We start from the raw sequence: 18980 nt of genomic DNA, 5'->3' as shown, positions 1-18980 counted from the left end.
ATGACTGTCAGTGGCCGGCTGTACGGTCCGCCCATGACTGAGAGACCTACATCCGCTTGGCGCGAGGACATAGCGGCGGAGCAACGGGATGTGGCCGCCGGCACGTTGGATCCGGAATGCGCGTGCATGGCCGAGCTGTTTCCCGAATCTCTGCTCACCGCTACCGACAGTGTCCTGGACGCGTTCGAGGCGGAGCTTGCGTCGCTCCGAGGTGCGCCCGACGAGCCCGTCCTCGCTGCGGTGGAACGTGTTGTTCTGGCCCTGAACGCCGTCAACGACGAGCACGGCGGCGATGCCTACGAGACGGGCGAACGCGAGCAGCTGTGCGACTTCATCGACGAAGCGCTCACCGAGCAGGGAATCGATGTCGTCGCTCTGACCGCACGGCAGGGGCTGGGCCGCTATCAACTCACCGACCGATGGCGTGACTGGTAGGGAAGCTCTTGTCACATGCGCCGAGCAGTCCGAGCCGAGCCGGGCGAGCGCCGAGGAGGCCTCCCTCCTCCCTCTGCATTCAAGGCCCGGGGCCGTCGATCAGCGACCGACAGTGACAGCCCAGCTACCGGCCATCGGGCAGAACCCCCAGTTCAGGCCCACCCACCGATACGGGTTTCCGCCCAGCACTAGCGATGCGGCAAGATGGGGTGTATCTGCCCTCGCGCGGTGGAGCCGCGCACGCGGGCCCCTTACGCGACCACACTTCGACTGCCGGACGGTTTCTCTTGGCTGAGTTCATCTACACCATGCGCAAGACGCGCAAGGCGCACGGCGACAAGGTGATCCTCGATGACGTCACCTTGAACTTCCTGCCGGGAGCGAAGATCGGCGTCGTCGGTCCGAACGGTGCCGGTAAGTCGACCGTCCTGAAGATCATGGCGGGCCTCGAGCAGCCGTCGAACGGTGACGCCTACCTGTCGCCCGGGTTCAGCGTCGGCATCCTCATGCAGGAGCCCAAGCTCGACGAGTCCAAGACCGTGCTGGAGAACGTCCAGGACGGCGCCGCCGAGATCATGGGCAAGCTCAAGCGGTTCAACGAGGTCGCCGAGCTCATGGCCACCGATTACTCGGACGAGCTCATGGAGGAGATGGGGAAGCTCCAGGAGGACCTCGACCACGCCGACGCGTGGGACCTCGACGGTCAGCTGGAGCAGGCCATGGACGCCCTGGGCTGCCCGCCCGGCGACTGGCCCGTCACCAACCTCTCCGGTGGTGAGAAGCGCCGCGTCGCGCTGTGCAAGCTGCTGATCGAGGCGCCCGACCTGCTGCTCCTCGACGAGCCCACCAACCACCTCGACGCCGAGTCCGTGAACTGGCTGGAGCAGCACCTCGCCCAGTACAAGGGCGCTGTCGTGGCGGTCACCCACGACCGGTACTTCCTCGACAACGTCGCCGAGTGGATCCTGGAACTCGACCGCGGCCGCGCCATTCCCTACGAGGGCAACTACTCGACCTACCTGACCAAGAAGTCCGAGCGGCTCAAGGTCGAGGGCAAGAAGGACGAGAAGCGGCAGAAGCGGCTCAAGGAAGAGCTGGAGTGGGTGCGGTCCAACGCCAAGGGGCGTCAGGCCAAGTCCAAGGCGCGTCTTGCCCGCTACGAGGAGATGGCCGCCGAGGCCGACAAGATGCGGAAGCTGGACTTCGAGGAGATCCAGATCCCGCCGGGCCCGCGTCTGGGCAGCATCGTCGTCGAGGTCGAGCACCTCAGCAAGGCCTTCGGCGACAAGGTGCTGATCGACGATCTGTCGTTCACCCTGCCGCGCAACGGCATCGTCGGCATCATCGGCCCGAACGGCGCCGGCAAGACCACCCTGTTCAAGATGATCCAGGGTCTGGAGGCGGCGGACTCCGGCAGCATCAAGGTCGGCGACACCGTCAAGATCTCGTACGTCGACCAGAACCGCTCCAACATCGACCCGAAGAAGACCCTTTGGGCCGTGGTGAGCGACGAGCTCGACTACATCAACGTCGGGCAGGTCGAGATGCCGTCCCGCGCGTACGTCTCCGCCTTCGGCTTCAAGGGCCCGGACCAGCAGAAGCCGGCCGGTGTGCTCTCCGGTGGTGAGCGCAACCGCCTCAACCTCGCGCTCACCCTCAAGCAGGGCGGCAACCTGCTGCTCCTCGACGAGCCGACCAACGACCTCGACGTCGAGACCCTGAGCAGCCTCGAGAACGCGCTGCTGGAGTTCCCCGGCTGCGCCGTCGTCGTCTCTCACGACCGGTGGTTCCTGGACCGGGTCGCCACGCACATCCTCGCCTACGAGGGTGACTCCAAGTGGTTCTGGTTCGAGGGCAACTTCGAGTCCTACGAGAAGAACAAGGTCGAGCGCCTCGGTGCCGATGCGGCCCGCCCGCACCGCGCCACCTACAAGAAGCTGACCCGCGGCTGATGGCTCGCCACGTATACGCCTGCCCCCTGCGCTGGGCGGACATGGATGCGTACGGCCACGTCAACAATGTGGTCTTTCTTCGGTACCTCGAAGAAGCGCGCATCGACTTCCTGTTCCGGCCGGACAAGGATTTCCAGCAGGGGTCTGTCGTGGCGCGCCATGAGATCGACTACAAGCGGCAGTTGGTCCACCGGCACGCGCCGGTGGCCATCGAGCTGTGGGTGACCCAAATACGGGCCGCCTCGTTCACGCTCGCCTACGAGGTCAAGGACGAGGACGTGGTGTACGTGCGCGCCTCGACGGTCATCGTGCCGTTCGACTTCGAGGCGCAGCGGCCCCGGCGGATCACCGCCGAGGAGAAGGAATTCCTCAAGGAGTACCAGGACGACAGCGACCCGGGGGCGCTCGCCGCATGAGCAGCGTGCCGGTGCTGTCCTTCGCCGATGCCGGGGAGGCGGCGGACGTCGCCGCCTTCCTCGGCCGGCTGCTGCACTACGACAAGGCGGCCGCCGTCCGGCTGCAGGCCCAGGCCGGCGGGCAGGCGCTCGCGGTGTTCGGACGGCCGCCGTCGTTCGAGGTCCTCGCGATCCGGACGGCCCGGCTCCTCAAGCCGTACGAGAACGGGATCGACGACGCGCTCGACGTGACCGTCTCCGCCGGTGAGCTGCTCGACTCCGTCGACGAGAGCGGCGCCACCGCGACGGTTCCGGCCGCCGTCACCGGGCCGCCCTGGGCCGGCGTGCTGCCCCCGCGGGGCGGCTGGCGACGGGTGGAGGGGTTCCCCGCCGCCGATGAGCTGCGCGGGCTCGTGAAGACCGCCGTGGGCGAATTCCGCTCGCGGGTCGACGGACTGGCGGCCGAGGAGCGGACCCGGGCCGCGCTCGATCGCATCGGGCGGGACATCTGGTCCCGGGAGATCATCCTGGACGGCGGAGAGGCCGTCCCGGTGCGGGTCGCGCACGCGGCCGTGTCGCTCGGGTTCCTGCGGGGGCCCTCCGTGGATCTGCTGGCCGCCGGGGCGTGGCTGCGGCTGCGTACCGCCTACGGGTCCGTCGCCGTGCGGCAGGGGCCCGCCGCCGGGCTCGGCGGACTCGGCGTCATGCCCGCCTGAGGGCCCCTACAGCCCCTACAGCCCCGACGGCCCCGGCAGCCAGTACGAGGATCAGCCCGCCGTGTTCACCATCGACGCCGCCGCGTACGTCAGGTAGTTCCACAGCGTCCGCTCGTGCTCCTCGGACAGGCCGAGGTCGTCGACCGCGTCCCGCATGTGCTTCAGCCACGCGTCGTGCGCCGCCCGGTCCACCTGGAACGGCGCGTGCCGCATCCGCAGGCGCGGGTGGCCCCGGTTGTCGCTGTACGTGCGCGGGCCGCCCCAGTACTGCATCAGGAACAGCGCGAGGCGCTCCTCGGCCGGGCCCAGGTCCTCCTCGGGGTACATGGGGCGCAGCAGCGGGTCCTGGGCGACGCCCTCGTAGAAGCGGTGCACGAGGCGACGGAAGGTCTCCTCGCCGCCGACCTGCTCGAAGAAGGTCAGCTCCTGGAGCGCGTCGCGCGGGGTCTCAGTCACCCGTCCATCGTCTCAGACGCGGAGATCCAGGACCTGGGGCGTAGGACCTCGCCGATTCGGGACGCGGGCCGCACAGTGGTCGTATGGGTACGGAGCGCGTCGGCGGAGCGGGCGGTCTCGCGGTCCTCGCCGAACAGGCGCGGGCCGGGCTCGTGCGCGGGATCGCCGCGACCGGGATCTGGGACGGGGATCCGGGGTGGCGGGCCGCCTTCGAGCAGGTGCCGCGCCACCTCTTCGTGCCGTACTACTTCGTCGGGGCGCCCGGCGGGTACGAGCGGCTGTGGGGGGAGGACCCCGATCCCGTACGGCGCGAACGGTGGCTGCGCGGGGCGTACGCGGATCAGCCGCTGGCCACCCGGCTGCGCGACGGGGAACTCGTCTCCTCCAGCAGCCAGCCGTCCCTCATGGCGAAGATGCTGGTCGACCTCGATGTGCGCGAGGGGCACCGGGTGCTGGAGATCGGGGCCGGGACCGGGTACAACGCCGCGCTGCTCGCGCACCGGCTCGGGGACGACGCCGTCACCACCGTCGACCTCGACCCGGAGATCACCGAGTCGGCCCGGGCGCATCTCGCTGCCGCGGGGTACCGGCCCGCCGTCGTCACCGGGGACGGGGCGCGGGGGTGTGCCGAGCGGGCGCCGTTCGACCGGATCGTGGCGACGTGTGCGTTGCGGGGGGTGCCGGTGGGGTGGCCGGGGCAGTGCCGGGTGGGGGCGCGGATTCTGGCGCCCGTCTCGACCGGGTTGCTGGTGCTCGATGTGCGGGACGCGGGGGTCGCGCAGGGGCGGTTCCTGGCGTCGCCGGCCTATTTCGTCGCCGTGCGGGGGGAAGGGGGCGGGGGCGGGGCCTGTGCCGGGGACGTGGGTGGGGTGCCGCTGGGGGTGGCCCGGGATGATTCGTTTCGGTTCGTGCTGGGCTTGAGCGGGGGGCGGGTTGCCGCTCGGGAGGTTCTGGCGTGGTGGGAGGGGATGGGGCGGCCCGGGCGGGAGCGGTTCGGGGTGACCGTTCGGGGCGGGCGGGAGTGGGTGTGGCTGGACGATCCGGGTGGGGCCTGTCCGTGGGATCCGGGGGGCGGGGGCTGAGGCGGGGAGAAGTCGCCCCCGCCGCCCCTTCCCGTCCCGAAACCGGGGGCTGCGCCCCCGGACCCCCGCCCGCCTGCGGTGCTTCGTCGGCTGCGGCCCTCGTCGTGGCTGAGCGCGCAGTTCCCCGCGCCCCTGACGGGGCCCGTGTGGCTCTCAGGCCCTGTGGATCGTGATCGTCGTCCAGGCGCCCACGTGGACCCGGTCGCCGTCCTGGAGGGGGACCGGGACGAAGGGCTGGATGGGCTCCTCGCCGCCGTTGACCGTCGTGCCGTTCGTCGAGTTCTGGTCGACGACCGCCCAGCTGCCGTCCGGCTGCTGGACCAGGACCGCGTGCTGGTGCGAGACCCCGGGGTCCTCCGGCGGGACCGAGAGGTCGATGTCGGGGGTGTCGCCGGTGGAGTGGCGGCGGCGGCCGATCGTGAGCTGGTTGCCGACCAGGGGACGCTGCTGCTCCGGGGAGTACGCGGGCAGGTTCAGGCCCGATGCCTCCGGACCGCTGCGCTGCATCATCGCCATGAAGTAGTCGCGGTCCGGGCCGATCGTCGCCGACCACGTCACATAGCCCTGCGACTGCTGGGGCGGCGGAGGCTGCTGCTGGTAGCCCTGGTCCGGCGCCGTGGTGGGGCCCGACGGCGGGGAGATCGTCCAGTCGTCGCCGCCCGGGCCACCGGGACCACCGGGGCCGGGGCCGCCGAACGTCGGGGCGGGCGGGGCCGGAGGCTGCTGGTAGGCCTGCGGCGGGCCCTGCGGGAACGGGGCCGGGCCCGAGGGCTCGCTGCCGAACGGGGCCGGCGGGATCGGCTCGGCCGGGCGGTTCATCTGCGAGGGGCGCGAACCCTGGTACTCGTACGGGTCCTGGCCCTGACCCGGGCCCTGGCCGGGGCCCTGCGGCGGCTGCTGGAAGCGCATCGCCGGGTTGCCGGGGCCTCCCGGGCCGCCCGACGTGGGCAGCGGCGGGTTCGGGGCCGCCGGAGTGTACGACGTCGCCGTGTTCGTGAGGAAGTTCCAGCGGCACTCCTCGCAGAACGGCGCACCGCCCTCGCGCGGCGTACGGCACTGCGGGCACAGCTCGGGCGCGCGCGGCGGCGCCTGCGGGGCCTGCTGCTGCGGCGGGTAGCCGTAGCCGGGGGCCGGAGGCGGCGGCGGGGGCGGGGGTACGGCACCGGCCATGCGGTGACCGCAGACCTCGCACCAGTCGTCGGAACCCGACTGGTGTCCGTTCGGGCAGGTCGGCATGTCGGCGCTTCCCCCTCTCCTTCACGTGCAAGCCCGGGCTTGCCATGGGTGATCTCGGATGGCTATTTCTTGACGCGTACGGTCTTGGTGGAGCGGGTCTCGAGAGTCATCTCGTCGGCCTCCGCGACCTTCGGCTTCAATCGAACAGTACCTTCCGCGGCGTCCACCACGTCCACCACCTTCGAAAGCAGTTTCGCCGTATCGGCGTTTCCGGAGAGCGCCGCGAGCTGCACCGCGCGGCCCAGTTTCGCCGTCGCCCCGTCCGCGTCACCCGCCTTGCGCGCGTCCAGGCCCTGCTGGATCGCCTGCGCCAGTTCCGCCTGGCCCGTGTAGTGGGCCACCTGCGGGTTGATGGACGTGGAGGCCGTCATGTCGTCCGTCCAGACCGCGCGGACCAGGCCCTGCGAGAGCGTCTGGGCCGAGCCGTCCGGCTGCGGGACGATCAGGGAGACGCGGGCGGCCAGCATCTCCTGGCCCAGCTCGGCGCTGGGGACCTGGACACAGACGTGGTAGTCGCGGGACTCGTCGCCCCAGGAGCCGGTGGGGTAGTCCCCGGCCCGCGGGCCCGCCTCCGTGCGGCGCTCGGTCAACTCCTCGACGGTGGGCGCCACTTGCTTGACGAACTTGATCTCGGAGCCGAGCGGGGTCCACAGGCGCAGCGCCACGTCCGCGACCTCCTTGCCCATCGCCGTCTCCATCATCTGCGTGAAGTCGTCGGCGAGGTGCGCCGGGTCGGCGACGATGTCGGCGGTGCCGAGCAGCGCCGAGGCGATCCCTGTGACTTCCTTCACTTCCCAGTCGGTGCCCACGCCCCGCGCGTCACAGGTGAAGCGGCCCGCGGTCGCGTCCAGGGTCGCCCGCAGGTCCTCCGGCGACTCGTGCTCGTTGCGCCCGTCGGTCAGCAGGATGCCGTGCCGCACCATCGACGCCGAGGAGTCGGCCGCGTACAGCAGCCGGTCGGCGAGCCGCAGCCAGGTGCCGATCGCCGTGCCGCCGCCCGCGGACAGCTTGCGCAGCGCCTGCTTGGCCTGGTCGCGGGTGGTGGCGTCGGCGACGGCGAGCCGGCCGCCGCCCGGATAGATCTCCTTGGCGACGTGGGTGCCCGCGATCACCGCGAAGTGCACGCCGTCGCGCAGGGTGTCGATCGCGGCGGCCGACGCCTCGCGGGCCCCGCGCATCTTGGTCGGCGGGTAGTCCATCGAGCCGGAGCAGTCGACCATCAGCGCGACCGCCGCGTCCACGGCGCTGCCCGGGCTGTACAGGTGCGGCGCGCCCACGGCGCCGCCCACCGTCCCCCCGCCCGTCGAGGTCACCGTGACGATCGCGTTGACCTCGCGGCCCCCCTCCGGCAGGTACTCGTTCTGGTACACCTCGACCGCGAACTGCGGCACGGTCGGCTTCGAGAAATTGGCCATGATGACAAGTCCCCCCTGGACAACATCACTTGAGCAATGAGCGGCCCGCGGGGCGGGTCGGCCTCAGGCCGATCCTGCCCCCTGCCGGGCCCCCGGGAACGGCAGGACCGCCACTGTTACGTTGTCGTGGCCCCCGCCGTCGAGGGCGTGCCCGGTCAGCACCTGCGCCGCGTGCAGCGGACGCCCGGCGGCGTCGGCGGGCACGGCCCGGGCCATCTCCTCGGCCGATTCCGCGTAGTTCCACAGGCCGTCCGTGCACACCACCACGACACCAGGCCGGTCCGGCTTGAAGGAAGCCGTGTGCGGCTCCAGTTCGTAGGCGTCCGCGCCGAGCCAGCCCGTGATCGCGTGGGCGCGCTCGTCGGCGTACGCCTCCGCCTCGTTCATCAGGCCCGCCGCGACCATCTGCGCGGCCCACGAGTCGTCCTCGGTGAGCCGGGCCGCGGTCGCGGTGCGGTCGTCGGGCACCCAGTAGGCGCGCGAGTCGCCGACCCAGCCGACGACGAGCAGCTCGCGGGTGACGATCGAGCCGACGAAGGTGCACGCCGGGGCGTTCTGGTGCGGCTGGTGCTCGCGGGCCGTCGCGGGCTCCTGCGCCAGCGCGTTGACAGCCTCGGCGGCCGTCAGGATCGCCTCGTGCAGGGCCTGCTGCGGGTGGGTGCCGCGGGGCAGGGACTCGTGCAGCGACTCGTTGGCCGCGCGGGTCGCGGCGAGCGAGGCGTCGTCGGGGCGGGTCGCGGACGACACCCCGTCGCAGACCAGCGCGACCACGGCGGGCGAGCCGTCGGGCAGCGCGGCCGAGGAGATCACGAACGCGTCCTCGTTGCGGTGGTGGCGCAGGCCGCGGTCGCTGACCGCGGCGACCGCGTCCAACTCCTGCTCCATGTGGTCGCGTTCACGCGGCTGGGCGTGCCCGCAGTTCTCGCAGTAGCCGTCCTGGTCCACCTGCCCCGCGCGGCAGGCCACGCACAGCTTGGTGCCGGCCGCCGGAGTGGCCGCCTCCAGCTGCTCGGGCGTCGCGGTACGGGGATCGGGCGCGGCGCCGCCGGACTCGAGGCCCTCCAGGTCCGTCGGCAGGTGCACCGGAGCCGGGGTGTCCGAACTGTCCGGCTCCTGCGCGGCCGGCCACTCGGTGGTCCCCTCCGGCGCGGCCTCCTCCGGTGCGGGCGCCGCCGCCCGGGGCGTCGACGAAAGGTCGTACCCGCAGGCTCCGCAGAAGCGGTCGCTCTCTTCGAGCGGCTCCTCGCAGCTGGGACACGTAGCTGTCGACTGGTGCGTCTGCGACATCAACTCACACCCACGTCCGAGGGCGGTAGCGGTTGGCCCGCTCCACCAGTTCGATCCTCTCCTCGCCCCTTGAAGCGAGCCTGGCCAGTGTCCGGTACGAGCGCTCCAGGCCGAGGCGCAGTCCGCGCTCGTCCAGATCGTTGCCGAGCACCGCTGTGCGTACGGGGCCTGCCGGCTGACCGGAACCCTGCCTACCGGAGAGTACCCAGTCGAGCGCGGTACCGAGGACCTCGGTGGACAACTGCTCGCGGCGCACCGCGTCGAGGCCGAACGCGTCGAGCGCCTCGACCTGCCCCGCGGCGGCCGTCAGGTCGCCCAGCAGCGGGTCGCCGTCGGCGGACACCGGGGCCTCCGCGATCCGTCCGCGCAGGCGGGCCCGGACCGCGGCGACCCGGGCCGCCGTGTAGTGGATGGAGGACTCGGGCACCGACTCCAGGGTGCGCACCGCGCCGGCCCGGTCGCCGGCGGCGAGCTGCACGCGGGCCAGGCCGAACGCCGCGCTGACATAGCTCGGGTCGGTGGCCCAGACGAGGCGGTAGTACTCCGCCGCGTTGTCCAACTGGCCCAGGACCTCCGCGCAGACGCCGAGCGCCAGCTTCGGCGCGGGCTCGCCGGGGAACGCGTCGTAGATCGCGTCGAACGACAGTGCCGCGTTCGCGTGGTCGCCGACCGAGAGCGCGGCCACGCCCCGGTACCAGACCACCCGCCAGTCGTCGGGGTGGTCCGCCTCCAGGGCCGCCAGGCCGCGTCCCGCGGCGTCGAGGTCGCCCATCTCCAGGCGGGCCCGCAGCTCGCGCAGGCGCAGTTCGAGGGAGCCGCTGGGCGCCGCGTGCAGGGCCGTGATCAGCTCGGCGGGCGCCGAGGTCATCAGGCCCGCGAGGAACCCGGCGTTCGCGTCGTTCGGGTCGACCCGGGGGACCGGCAGGGCCAGCGCGGTGCCGACCGCCTGGAGCGGTCTGACCAGGGCCGAGGGGGACGGCGGCAGCGCGGGCACCGGGTGCGGCGCGACCGGCTTGCCCCGCCGGGCCCGTACGGGGACCTCGCGCACGCCGAGCCGCGACACGTCGGTGTCGAGCCGGCCGAACAACTCCGTGTCCGTGACCTTCACTTCAGGACCGAAGAGCGTCGACAGGGCCGGGCGCGGCCGGTTCGTCTGGAGCGCGACGACCTCGCGCAGGACGCCCGTCAGCTGCTCCGCCATCTCCTGCGCGGACGCGAAGCGGCGGGCCGGGTCCGGGTCGGTCGCGCGCACAAGGAGCCGGTAGAACGACTCGTAGCGGCGGAAGACCTCGATGTTGTCCGGGTCGGGCAGCGAGTCCGCGAAGACGTTCGTGTAGCCCTGGAAGTCGAAGGTCAGCAGGGCCAGCGTCCGGGCGACTGTGTACAGGTCGGAGGCGACCGACGGGCCGACCTCGGCGACCTCGGGCGCCTGGAAGCCGACCGTGCCGTAGATCGCCGACTCGGCGTCGTCCATCCGCCGGACCGCGCCCATGTCGATCAGCTTGAGCTGGTCCTCGGTCTGGATCGCGTTGTCGACCTTGAAGTCGCAGTAGAGGAGATTGCGGCTGTGCAGATGCCCGAGCGCCTCAAGGGCCTCGATGCCGTACGCGCACGCCTGCTCGACCGGCAGCGGGTCACGCCGGCCCTCCGGGGTGCGCCGCTCGTTGGCGATCTCCTTCAGCGACTTGCCGCCCACGTACTCCATGACGATGTAGCCGTCCATGGAGCCGGTGCGCTGGTCGAGGTGCTCGACGAAGTTGTAGATCCGGACGATGTTCGAGTGCTCGATCTCCGCGAGGAAGCGGCGCTCCGAGATCGCCGCGGCCATCGCGTCCTGGTCACCGGTGTCGAGCAGGCCCTTGAGGACCACCCAGCGGTCGGAGACGGCACGGTCGACGGCGAGGTAGACCCAGCCGAGACCGCCGTGCGCCAGACAGCCGGCGACCTCGTACTGGCCGTGCACGACGTCGCCCGTGTCCAGCTTCGGCACGAAGGAGTACGGGTGCCCGCACTTGGTGCAGAAGCCCTCGGTACGGCCCGGCCGCTCCCCGCGCGAGCGGCCCACGGGCGCCCCGCAGTCCGAACGGGAGCAGAATCGCTTCCGCTCGGGGACCTCGGGGTTCTCCTGCACCATCGCGCGCGGGTCGGGCCGCGGCACGTCCGGCACCCGGACGAGCCCGGCGCCGAGCCGCGCCCGGCCCGAACTGCTCGCGCTCGCACCCGAACTGCGCACCGACACGGACCGCGAGGTCGACGAACCGGACAGCGAACGCGACAGCCGCCCCGACACCGACCGGCGCGACTGCGAGGACCGCGACGACGTGCGCGTCGACCGGGCCGACGAGCGGGAACTGGACCGGGAACTCTGCGAGCCGCGCGCGCCGCCGCCCGCGATACCGGTCGGCGGCGACGACACCATGCCGGTCGCCGACACGACCGGGGCGAGCCCGCACGTGTCGCAGTACAGCTCACCGCCGCCCATGTCCGCGTAGGAGCCGCCGCAGCCCGGCCGCTGACACGTGCCGGGACGCGCGGCGGGACCGGCGCCCGGCGCCGCCGCGGGCGCGGCCTGCGGCTTCAGGCCGCAGGTGTCGCAGTACAGCTCCCCGCCCATGTTCTCGTAACTGCCCGGACAACCGGGCCGCGTGCATCTCTGAGCCCCCGCCACGACTAGGACTCCCCCCTCTGATCCGTGGGCGCTGCCAGCACGTCCGCCGCCGCCCTCTGATACCGCAGCACCGCCGACTCCGCCGCCCGCAGATCGCACGGGGCGCTCCACAGCATGCGGCGCGCCGCGTCGTACCGCTCGACGAGGAACGGGTCCTCGGCGAACCCGAGCCGCCCCACCTTCGCCTTGTACGCGTCGAGCCGCCCGCGCAGCTCCGCGCGGACGGCCAGCGGAGCGGTCACCGCGGTCAACGACTCACGCGCGCGCAGCAGTTCGTCCTCCGCCTTCGTCTCCAGCGACTCCAGGAGCGGCGAGAGCCGGTTCCACTGGCCGTGCCTGCGGTACTCCGCCGCCGTCGCCAACTGCTCCTGGAGCGCGGTCGGCGGGCCCGACACGGCCGGCACCTCCGACGCCGCGATCTTCGCCAGGACCTCGCCGCGCGCCGATCTCGCCTCGGCGAGCGTACGGTCCGCGCGCGAGAGCACGTCCCGCAGCCGGCCGAGCCGCGCCTCCGCGTCCTGCCGGACGGTGAGCACGGCGTCGATCTCGCGCCGCACGTCCTCGATGGCGCGCGCCTCACGGTCGTACGCGGTGGTGTCCGGGCGGCCGCCGCCGGGCGCCGAACTGCCCGCGGCCTTCTGCCAGTACGCCAGCGGGTCGGAGACCACTTCCTCGCGCAGCCGGGTCAGCACGGCGGTGATCCGCTCCAGGTCGTCACCGGCCGGGTGCTCGCCGGGGCGGACGCCGACGGAGTGCGCGAGCTGCCGGGTGCGGCCCAGCTCGGCGGCGAGCAGGTCTATCCGGGCGGGCAGCGCCGACCACACCGCGTCGGCGGCCACCACCATGTCGAGCGACGACGCGTACAGGTCGTTCATCCGCTCCACGATCGCGGCGAGCGTGAACTGTTCGGAGAGCTTCGCCGGGCCGGTGATCGACGGCGACAGACCGCCCGTGCTCGCGCCGGAGGCGACGGTGACGCTCTCGCCGCGCAGCAGGTCGGTCAGCTCCACCAGGTCGTCGCGGTTGGGCCAGCGGCGCTGGGAACGGATCTCGCGGGCGGTGCGCAGCGCGCCCGCGTACGCGTCGAAGTACGCCCAGAGCAGGGTGATCGCCTGCTCGGCCGACGACCAGCGCTCCCGGGTCGTCCCGGTCAGCTGCGCGCCTTCGAGCAGGCGGCGGCCCGCGTGGTCCTGGAGCGCGAGCAGCGACGTCTCGATCGCCTCGTGCTCGGCGCCGAGACGGGCCAGGGCACGGTCCACCTCGTCCCGGTCCATCACTGGACCAGGGGGTCCCGCGACGCCCATCGATCACCTCTCCGCTCGTCTCGACTGCGCTGTGTGTGCTGGTGGGGTCTTACTTGTACTTCGGTGCGGGCGGGCCGGACGACGGGCCGAGGTCGGCCTCCAGCCACTTGTCGTAGGACTTCTGCCAGCCGCTGTTCTTGCCGCCCGCGCGGTAGTCCTCCAGCACCTGGTTGACCCGGCGCACCAGGTCGTCGGAGCCCTTCTTCATGGCCACGCCGTAGTACTCCGTGGTGAACGGCTTGCCCTTGAGCTCCACCGTCGGGTCCTGCGCGGCCTGGCTCGCCGCGAGGGCGCCGTCGGTGACGACCGCGTCGACCTCGCCGAGCTGGAGGCGCACCAGGCAGTCCAGCTGGTTCGGCACGGTCGTGGTGATGTCGGTGCTGCTCGGGATCTCGTGCTTCTTGTCGCGGCCGTCGGCGAGCGCCGTCTCCGCCGTCGAGCCCTTCGCCGTGCAGACCCGCTTGCCGGCCAGCGACTTGTCGTAGCCGGTGATGTCCGAGGCGCGCGGGGCGAGGACCTGCTGGCCGGTCTGGAAGTACGCGGTGGAGAAGTCGACGTCGGCCAGGCGGTCGCAGCTGATGGTCATGGTGCGGACCACCATGTCGACCTGGTCGTTCTTGATCGCCGGGATGCGCTGGTTGGTGGGGATGGCGCGGAACCGGATCGCGTCGGGGTCGCCGAGGATCTCGCCGGCGATCTCGTGCGCGAGATCGATGTCGAAGCCCTCCAGCTCGCTGGTCTTCTCAGCTTCCGAACCGGCCTTGTCCAGGCCCTTGTTGGGATCGCGGTAGCCCCAGCGGTAGCTGTTCTGGTCGACGCCGACGGACAGGTAGCCGCGCGCCTTGACGGCCTTCACCGCCGCGCCGTTCTTGTCGCCCTTCGGGTCGAGGCTGCGCTCCGGCTCGCGCCCCTTCACCGTCGGGGAGCAGTCGTCGGCGCTGGCCTGCACGCCGTCGGCGACACCGCCCGAGCCGAGGCCCGTGCTGCCGTCGCCGCTCGCCGTGTGCGACAGGGGGAGCAGCACCGTGAACACCGCCACGAGGGCGCAGGCGACCGCTGCGGCCATCGCCGCGACGCCGCCCCAGCCGCGCAGACTCACCCTGCGCGCGTCTCGCTCGTCCATCTCCGCACCCCCTCTCACCGGTACTCCGAAAGCCTGCGCCCGATGCCCAGCACCGCGCCCACCGCGGCGAGCACCGCGAGGATCGCCGCGCCGACGGACAGTCCGGTCATCGCGTCGCGGCCGCCGGTGGCGTCGGACGTGAACTGCGTCTGCTCGTGCACCAGGGCCTGGTCGAGACTCTGGTCCACCAGATCGAAGCACTCACCCGTCGGTTTGTCGTCCTTCGAGCCGATGATCTTGTCGAGGGCGCCCTGATAGTTACCGGAATCGTCCTGCTTGCGCGCTTCGGTGTGGCGGTTGCGCCACTCCAGCATCGCGCTGTTCGCCTTCGTCACCGGCGCCTCGCCGGACGCGTCGCCCTCGGCGAGGGAGTCCGCCGCCTTCAGTTTGGTCGCCAGTGTCGTCATCTGCTTCTGGAAGTCGACGTCGTACTTGTCCTTGACCTCGTCGTCCACGGTCACCGTCTCGGCTCCGCGGCTGACCAGCGTCAGATTCTCGTTGCCCCGGGCCTTCAGGGAGGCGATGCTCGCGTCGTGCAGCACGTTCAGCGACCGTACGCCCTGGTCGTACGAGGCGTTGAGCCCGCTGCGCGCCACCGTGTGCCCGACCACCAGCCACAGCAGCACGACGGTGGAGGCCGCCGTGGCCGCGAGCAGGCCGTGGTTGAACACCCGGTTCGTCAGACGGTAGTTGCGCCGCTGCGCCCACGCGAGACCGCCGAGGGCGATGACGCCGAGCGCGATCGCGATCCAGGGGTAGGGGGTCGCCGCGTCGTAGTCGTCGCGGAGCCGCTGGTTCTCCTTCGTGTACAGGTCCTCGGCGGCGGGGAGCATCTCGGTCTGCATCTTCTCGTTCGCGTACCGCAGATAGGCGCCGCCCAGCGGGTAGCCCTGCCGGTTGTTGGCGCGGGCGCGCTCGATGAGGCCCTTGTACTCGGGCAGCAGCTTGTTGAGCTTCGCGATCGTGGCGGCCGAGGGGGTGCCCGGGTCGGTGCTGGCCGCGGCCGTGACGAGCTTGTCGGCGGCCGTACGGATGTCCTTCTCGTACCGGTCGCGGACCGCCGCCGTCTCCTGGCCGCCGGCCAGGAAGCCGCTGGACGCCGTGGTGTTGGCGTCGGCGAGGGAGCGGTAGATGTCGGCCGCGTCGGCGCTCAGCGGCTGGCTGGAGTGCAGCACGTCGTCGGCCGCCGTCGAGCGGTCCGTCATCTGCCAGGCCGTCGTCGCGCCGAACGCGATCACGAGCAGCGCGAGCACGGCGCCGATGATGCGCAGGCGGCCCGGCTCCGTGGTCGCCGCCGACTTCAGGCGGTCGATGCCCTCGGCCCAGGCCGTGCGGCGGGGCTCCGCCGGGGGCGGGGCGACGGGTGCCGGTGGTGTGGTGCCGCGGGTCTGCTGCGGCGGGACCGGCGGCATCGTGGGCAGCGCGGTGTGGGCCGGCGGCGCGGTGCTTCCGTTCGGCGGGTATGTCACTTCGACCCTCCCCCATGGTCGTGCGTCGGCGGTAAGTATCGCTGCCGCGACTGACATCCGCACAGGCATTGACTCGATCTTGTTTGCGAGCCCTGCATTTGAACACGTGGTGGGGGTGGGTTCGGTTCCCTGGGGGTGGGTTGTGGGCCTGCTGCGGGCCGGTGGGGGCTGGTCGCGCAGTTCCCCGCGCCCCTGAGGCATGCGCTCCGCGCAGCCTCCCCTGAGCGAGCGGAGCTCGCTTCAGGGGCGCGGGGAACTGCGCGACCAGCCACCACGAGAGCCGCAGCGCTAGGCGGCGTAGTGGGCCCGGACCGTTGCGTGCACCGCAGGGGGTGCCCCGACTGCGTCCAGGCCCAGGAGTGCCGCTCCCAGGACCGGGCGTTCCGTGACCACTCGGGGTTCGGCCTTCGGGGCCCGGGTCGAGAGCAAGTCGCGGATGCGGGTGTCCAGTTGGGGGTGGCGGGCAGCCAGGACGCTGCCGCCCAACAGGACCGGCACCTGGGATTCCAGGAGGTCGAGGCGGCGCAGGGCCACCGTGGACATGGCCACCACCTCGTCGGCCATCCGGTCCACCAGGCCCCGGGCCACCGGATCACCCGCCGCCGCGGTGGCGAAGAGCACCGGCGCGCACTCGTGCCGCCGCTCCAACGGGATCGTCCCCAGGTGCAGCGCCTCGATCAGCGCGTACATGGAGCCCAGCCCGAAGTGCTCGGGCAGGTCGTGCATCAGGGCCGTCGGCTCACCCCGCCCGTCCTCGGCCCGCGCCGCGAACCACAGGGCCTCCTCGGCGAGGCCCCCGCCGCCGCCCCAGTCACCGGAGATCTTGCCGATGGCGGGGAAGCGGGCGGTGCGGCCGTCGGGCAGCATGCCCGCGCAGTTGACGCCGGCGCCGCAGACGACGGCGACCCCGCGCGGCTCGGCGTCCTCCAGGAGCCCGGCGCGCAGCACGGCGAAGGTGTCGTTGCGGACGTCGACACTCGCGGCCCAGCCCCGGGCGCGCAGCGCGGCGGCCAGCTCCCGTTCCTCCACGGGCAGATCGGCGTTGGCCAGACAGGCGGACACATGGTCCACCGAGTCGAGCCCCGCCTCGGCGAGCGCCCGGCCGACCGCGTCCGCGAGCACGTCCACGGCGGCCTCGACACCCACGCGGGGCGGCTGGAACCCGCCGCCGCGGGCCGCGCCGACGACACTGCCGTCGGCCGCGACCACCGCGACGTCGGTCTTGCTGTTCCCCGCGTCCACGGCAAGGACGGTCATGCCCACGCGAGGTGCTCCCGGTTGTGCGCGATCAGCTGGTCGGTGAGCTGCTCGGCGTACTCGATCTGGCCCACCAGCGGGTGCGCGAGCAGCGCCTTGAAGACGCGGTCGCGGCCGCCGCGCAGGGCGGCCTCCAGCGCCAGGTCCTCGTACGCCGTGACGTTGGCGATGAGGCCCGCGTACAGCGGGTCGAGCCGCGGCACGGGCAGCGGACGCGCGCCCTTGCCGTCGACGGCCGCCTGCACCTCGATGACGGCGTCGTCGGGGAGGAAGGGCAGCGTGCCGTTGTTGTAGGTGTTGACCACCTGGTACGGGGATCCGCCGCCGCCCAGCAGGGACGCGGCAAGATCGACGGCCGCCTCGCTGTAGAAGGCGCCGCCGCGCTTGGCGAGCAGCTCCGGCTTCTCGTCGAGCGTCGGGTCGCCGTACATCTTCAGCAGCTCGCGCTCCATCTCGGCGACCTGGGCGGCCCGGGACGGCTTGGTGCGCAGCTCCCGTACGACGGCGTCGTGCTGGTAGTAGTAGCGCAGGTAGTACGACGGCACGACGCCGAGGCGGTCGACGATCGCGCGCGGCATGTGCAGGTCGTCGGCGACGGCGTCGCCGTGCTCGGCGAGCAGCCGCGGCAGCACGTTCTCACCCTCCGGGCCGCCCAGGCGCACGCCCAGCTCCCAGGTGAGGTGGTTGAGGCCGACGTGGTCCAGGTGGACCTGCGAGGGCTGCACGTCGAGCAGCTTGGCGAACTTGCGCTGGAAGCCGATCGCCACGTTGCACAGGCCGACCGCCTTGTGCCCGGCCTGGAGCAGGGCCCGGGTGACGATGCCGACCGGGTTGGTGAAGTCGATGATCCAGGCGTCCGGGTTGGCCCGGCGCACGCGCTCGGCGATGTCGAGCACGACCGGGACCGTGCGCAGCGCCTTGGCGAGGCCGCCGGCGCCGGTCGTCTCCTGGCCGACGCAGCCGCACTCCAGCGGCCAGGTCTCGTCCTGGTTGCGGGCGGCCTGCCCGCCGACGCGCAGCTGGAGCAGGACGGCGTCCGCGTCGGCGACACCGGCGTCCACGTCGGACGTGGTGCGGATGACGCCCGGGTGGCCCTGCTTGGCGAAGATGCGGCGGGCGAGGCCGCCGACCAGGTCCAGGCGGTCGGCCGCCGGGTCGACCAGGACCAGCTCCTCGATGGGCAGGGTGTCCCTCAACCGCGCGAAGCCGTCGATGAGTTCGGGTGTGTAGGTCGACCCTCCGCCGACCACAGCGAGCTTCATAACCGAATAACCGTCCTTAGCCCTTTACTCCGGTGAGGGTGACGCCCTCCACGAAGGCTTTCTGTGCGAAGAAGAAGACGATGCAGACCGGCGCCATCACGAGGAGCGTCGCGGCCATCGTCAGGTTCCAGTTGACGCTGTGCGCCGACTTGAAGGATTCGAGTCCGTAACTCAGCGTCCAGGAAGCCGGGTTCTGGGCCGCGTAGATCTGCGGCCCGAAGTAGTCGTTCCAGCAGTAGAAGAACTGGAACAGCGCGATCGCGGCGATGCCCGGCTTGGCCATCGGCACCACGATCTTGAGCAGGGTGCGCAGCTCACCGCAGCCGTCGACCTTCGCCGACTCGATGTACTCCTTCGGGATCGTCAGCAGGAACTGACGGAGCAGGAAGATCGAGTACGCGTCGCCGAACGCCATCGGGATGATCAGCGGCCACAGCGTGCCGGAGAGGTGGAACTGCTGCGCCCACACCAGGTACATCGGGATCACGATGACCTGCGGCGGCAGCATCATCGTCGAGATGACGAGGATCATCGCCGTGCGGCGGCCGCGGAAGCGGAACTTCGCGAGCGCGTACGCCACGGGGATCGCCGAGCACACGGTGAAGAGCGTGCCCACGACCGCGTAGAAGATCGAGTTCCGCCACCAGTCGAGGAACCCGTCGGTCTCGAAGACCGTCCTGTAGTTCTCCCAGTGCCACGAGCTCGGCCACAGGTCGCCGCTCATCGCCTGGTCGTCGGCCATCACCGAGGTGAGGAAGACGAACACGAACGGGAGGATGAACAGCAGCGCGACGGCGATCGCGATGCTGTGCACGGCGATCCAGTTCAGGATCTCCTTGCGGCGCGGCCGGGAGGGCTCCGCGTCTCTGGTGGCGGGAGCGCCGGCGCTGGCCGCCGGGCGCAGGGTGGTGGTGGTCATGGGA

Annotated in this window: 16 protein-coding genes; 5 read left to right on the top strand and 11 right to left on the bottom strand. The window is 71.9% G+C overall.

The window, feature by feature from the left end:
* Positions 1-33: 33 nt before the first annotated feature.
* The 4 genes from K377_RS19175 (at position 34) to K377_RS19160 (ending at position 3498) form a co-directional block, all read left to right on the top strand.
* Positions 34-435: a hypothetical protein gene (locus K377_RS19175; RefSeq protein ID WP_111664867.1), complete on the top strand. Its 402-nt coding sequence runs from the start codon at positions 34-36 to the stop codon at positions 433-435.
* Between the two features lie 287 nt (positions 436-722).
* Positions 723-2387: an energy-dependent translational throttle protein EttA gene (ettA, locus tag K377_RS19170; protein ID WP_111664644.1), complete on the top strand. Its 1665-nt coding sequence runs from the start codon at positions 723-725 to the stop codon at positions 2385-2387.
* The gene (locus K377_RS19165) at positions 2387-2803 is read left to right on the top strand and encodes a thioesterase family protein (protein ID WP_111664643.1); all 417 of its coding nucleotides are present in this window, start codon (positions 2387-2389) and stop codon (positions 2801-2803) included. The genes ettA and K377_RS19165 overlap by 1 nt, the downstream gene beginning before the upstream one ends.
* A 5-nt stretch (positions 2804-2808) precedes the next feature.
* Positions 2809-3498 carry a hypothetical protein gene (locus K377_RS19160; protein WP_111664866.1) on the top strand — a complete coding sequence of 230 codons (690 nt, stop codon included), beginning with the start codon at positions 2809-2811 and terminating at the stop codon, positions 3496-3498.
* A gap of 51 nt (positions 3499-3549) precedes the next feature.
* Here the strand turns inward: K377_RS19160 and K377_RS19155 are convergent, their stop codons facing one another.
* The gene (locus K377_RS19155; RefSeq protein WP_111664642.1) at positions 3550-3954 is read right to left on the bottom strand and encodes a globin; all 405 of its coding nucleotides are present in this window, start codon (positions 3952-3954) and stop codon (positions 3550-3552) included.
* A gap of 83 nt (positions 3955-4037) precedes the next feature.
* Between K377_RS19155 and K377_RS19150 the strand changes: the two genes are divergently transcribed.
* Positions 4038-5036 carry a methyltransferase domain-containing protein gene (locus K377_RS19150; RefSeq protein ID WP_111664641.1) on the top strand — a complete coding sequence of 333 codons (999 nt, stop codon included), beginning with the start codon at positions 4038-4040 and terminating at the stop codon, positions 5034-5036.
* A 153-nt stretch (positions 5037-5189) separates the two neighbouring features.
* On the opposite strand, the gene K377_RS19145 is transcribed toward K377_RS19150, so the two are convergent.
* The 10 genes from K377_RS19145 to K377_RS19100 form a co-directional block, all read right to left on the bottom strand.
* Positions 5190-6272, bottom strand: a complete 1083-nt coding sequence (locus K377_RS19145) for an FHA domain-containing protein (RefSeq protein WP_111664640.1) — start codon at positions 6270-6272, stop codon at positions 5190-5192.
* 62 nt (positions 6273-6334) lie between these two features.
* Complete coding sequence (locus K377_RS19140; protein WP_111664639.1) at positions 6335-7687, bottom strand: VWA domain-containing protein; 1353 nt, start codon at positions 7685-7687, stop codon at positions 6335-6337.
* A gap of 63 nt (positions 7688-7750) precedes the next feature.
* Entirely contained in the window at positions 7751-8974 is a 1224-nt protein-coding gene (locus K377_RS19135; protein WP_111664865.1) for a PP2C family serine/threonine-protein phosphatase, read from the bottom strand.
* Between the two features lie 4 nt (positions 8975-8978).
* The gene (locus tag K377_RS19130) at positions 8979-11456 is read right to left on the bottom strand and encodes a serine/threonine-protein kinase (RefSeq protein ID WP_237551583.1); all 2478 of its coding nucleotides are present in this window, start codon (positions 11454-11456) and stop codon (positions 8979-8981) included.
* A gap of 188 nt (positions 11457-11644) precedes the next feature.
* Complete coding sequence (locus K377_RS19125) at positions 11645-12946, bottom strand: hypothetical protein (protein WP_111664637.1); 1302 nt, start codon at positions 12944-12946, stop codon at positions 11645-11647.
* 49 nt (positions 12947-12995) lie between these two features.
* Positions 12996-14069, bottom strand: a complete 1074-nt coding sequence (locus K377_RS19120) for a glutamate ABC transporter substrate-binding protein (protein ID WP_111664636.1) — start codon at positions 14067-14069, stop codon at positions 12996-12998.
* Positions 14070-14083: 14 nt separating this feature from the next.
* Entirely contained in the window at positions 14084-15538 is a 1455-nt protein-coding gene (locus tag K377_RS19115; protein ID WP_111664635.1) for a hypothetical protein, read from the bottom strand.
* Between the two features lie 288 nt (positions 15539-15826).
* A complete protein-coding gene (locus K377_RS19110; protein ID WP_111664864.1) occupies positions 15827-16795 on the bottom strand; it encodes an N-acetylglucosamine kinase in 969 nt (322 codons plus the stop codon).
* Positions 16792-18057, bottom strand: coding sequence for a 6-phospho-beta-glucosidase (locus tag K377_RS19105; RefSeq protein ID WP_111664634.1), 1266 nt, complete (start codon positions 18055-18057; stop codon positions 16792-16794). The genes K377_RS19110 and K377_RS19105 overlap by 4 nt, the downstream gene beginning before the upstream one ends.
* A gap of 16 nt (positions 18058-18073) precedes the next feature.
* Positions 18074-18976, bottom strand: coding sequence for a carbohydrate ABC transporter permease (locus K377_RS19100; RefSeq protein WP_111664633.1), 903 nt, complete (start codon positions 18974-18976; stop codon positions 18074-18076).
* Between the last annotated feature and the right edge of the window lie 4 nt (positions 18977-18980).

It is taken from the genome of Streptomyces sp. PsTaAH-137 (assembly GCF_003259365.1).
In the GTDB taxonomy this organism is placed as follows: Bacteria; Actinomycetota; Actinomycetes; order Streptomycetales; family Streptomycetaceae; genus Streptomyces.
The sequence above is the reverse complement of the archived record's forward strand: the minus strand, read 5'-3'. Positions and strand labels throughout refer to the sequence as shown.

Excerpts from the sequence above, each read along its gene's own strand:
- K377_RS19110 (WP_111664864.1), bottom strand. The coding sequence starts at position 16,795 with ATGACCGTCCTTGCCGTGGACGCGGGGAACAGCAAGACCGACGTCGCG.
- K377_RS19100 (WP_111664633.1), bottom strand. The coding sequence starts at position 18,976 with ATGACCACCACCACCCTGCGCCCGGCGGCCAGCGCCGGCGCTCCCGCC.
- K377_RS19140 (WP_111664639.1), bottom strand. The coding sequence starts at position 7,687 with ATGGCCAATTTCTCGAAGCCGACCGTGCCGCAGTTCGCGGTCGAGGTG.
- K377_RS19135 (WP_111664865.1), bottom strand. The coding sequence starts at position 8,974 with ATGTCGCAGACGCACCAGTCGACAGCTACGTGTCCCAGCTGCGAGGAG.
- K377_RS19105 (WP_111664634.1), bottom strand. The coding sequence starts at position 18,057 with ATGAAGCTCGCTGTGGTCGGCGGAGGGTCGACCTACACACCCGAACTC.
- K377_RS19130 (WP_237551583.1), bottom strand. The coding sequence starts at position 11,456 with ATGGGCGGCGGTGAGCTGTACTGCGACACGTGCGGGCTCGCCCCGGTC.
- K377_RS19175 (WP_111664867.1), top strand. The coding sequence starts at position 34 with ATGACTGAGAGACCTACATCCGCTTGGCGCGAGGACATAGCGGCGGAG.
- K377_RS19125 (WP_111664637.1), bottom strand. The coding sequence starts at position 12,946 with ATGGGCGTCGCGGGACCCCCTGGTCCAGTGATGGACCGGGACGAGGTG.
- K377_RS19165 (WP_111664643.1), top strand. The coding sequence starts at position 2,387 with ATGGCTCGCCACGTATACGCCTGCCCCCTGCGCTGGGCGGACATGGAT.
- K377_RS19120 (WP_111664636.1), bottom strand. The coding sequence starts at position 14,069 with ATGGACGAGCGAGACGCGCGCAGGGTGAGTCTGCGCGGCTGGGGCGGC.
- K377_RS19145 (WP_111664640.1), bottom strand. The coding sequence starts at position 6,272 with ATGCCGACCTGCCCGAACGGACACCAGTCGGGTTCCGACGACTGGTGC.
- K377_RS19150 (WP_111664641.1), top strand. The coding sequence starts at position 4,038 with ATGGGTACGGAGCGCGTCGGCGGAGCGGGCGGTCTCGCGGTCCTCGCC.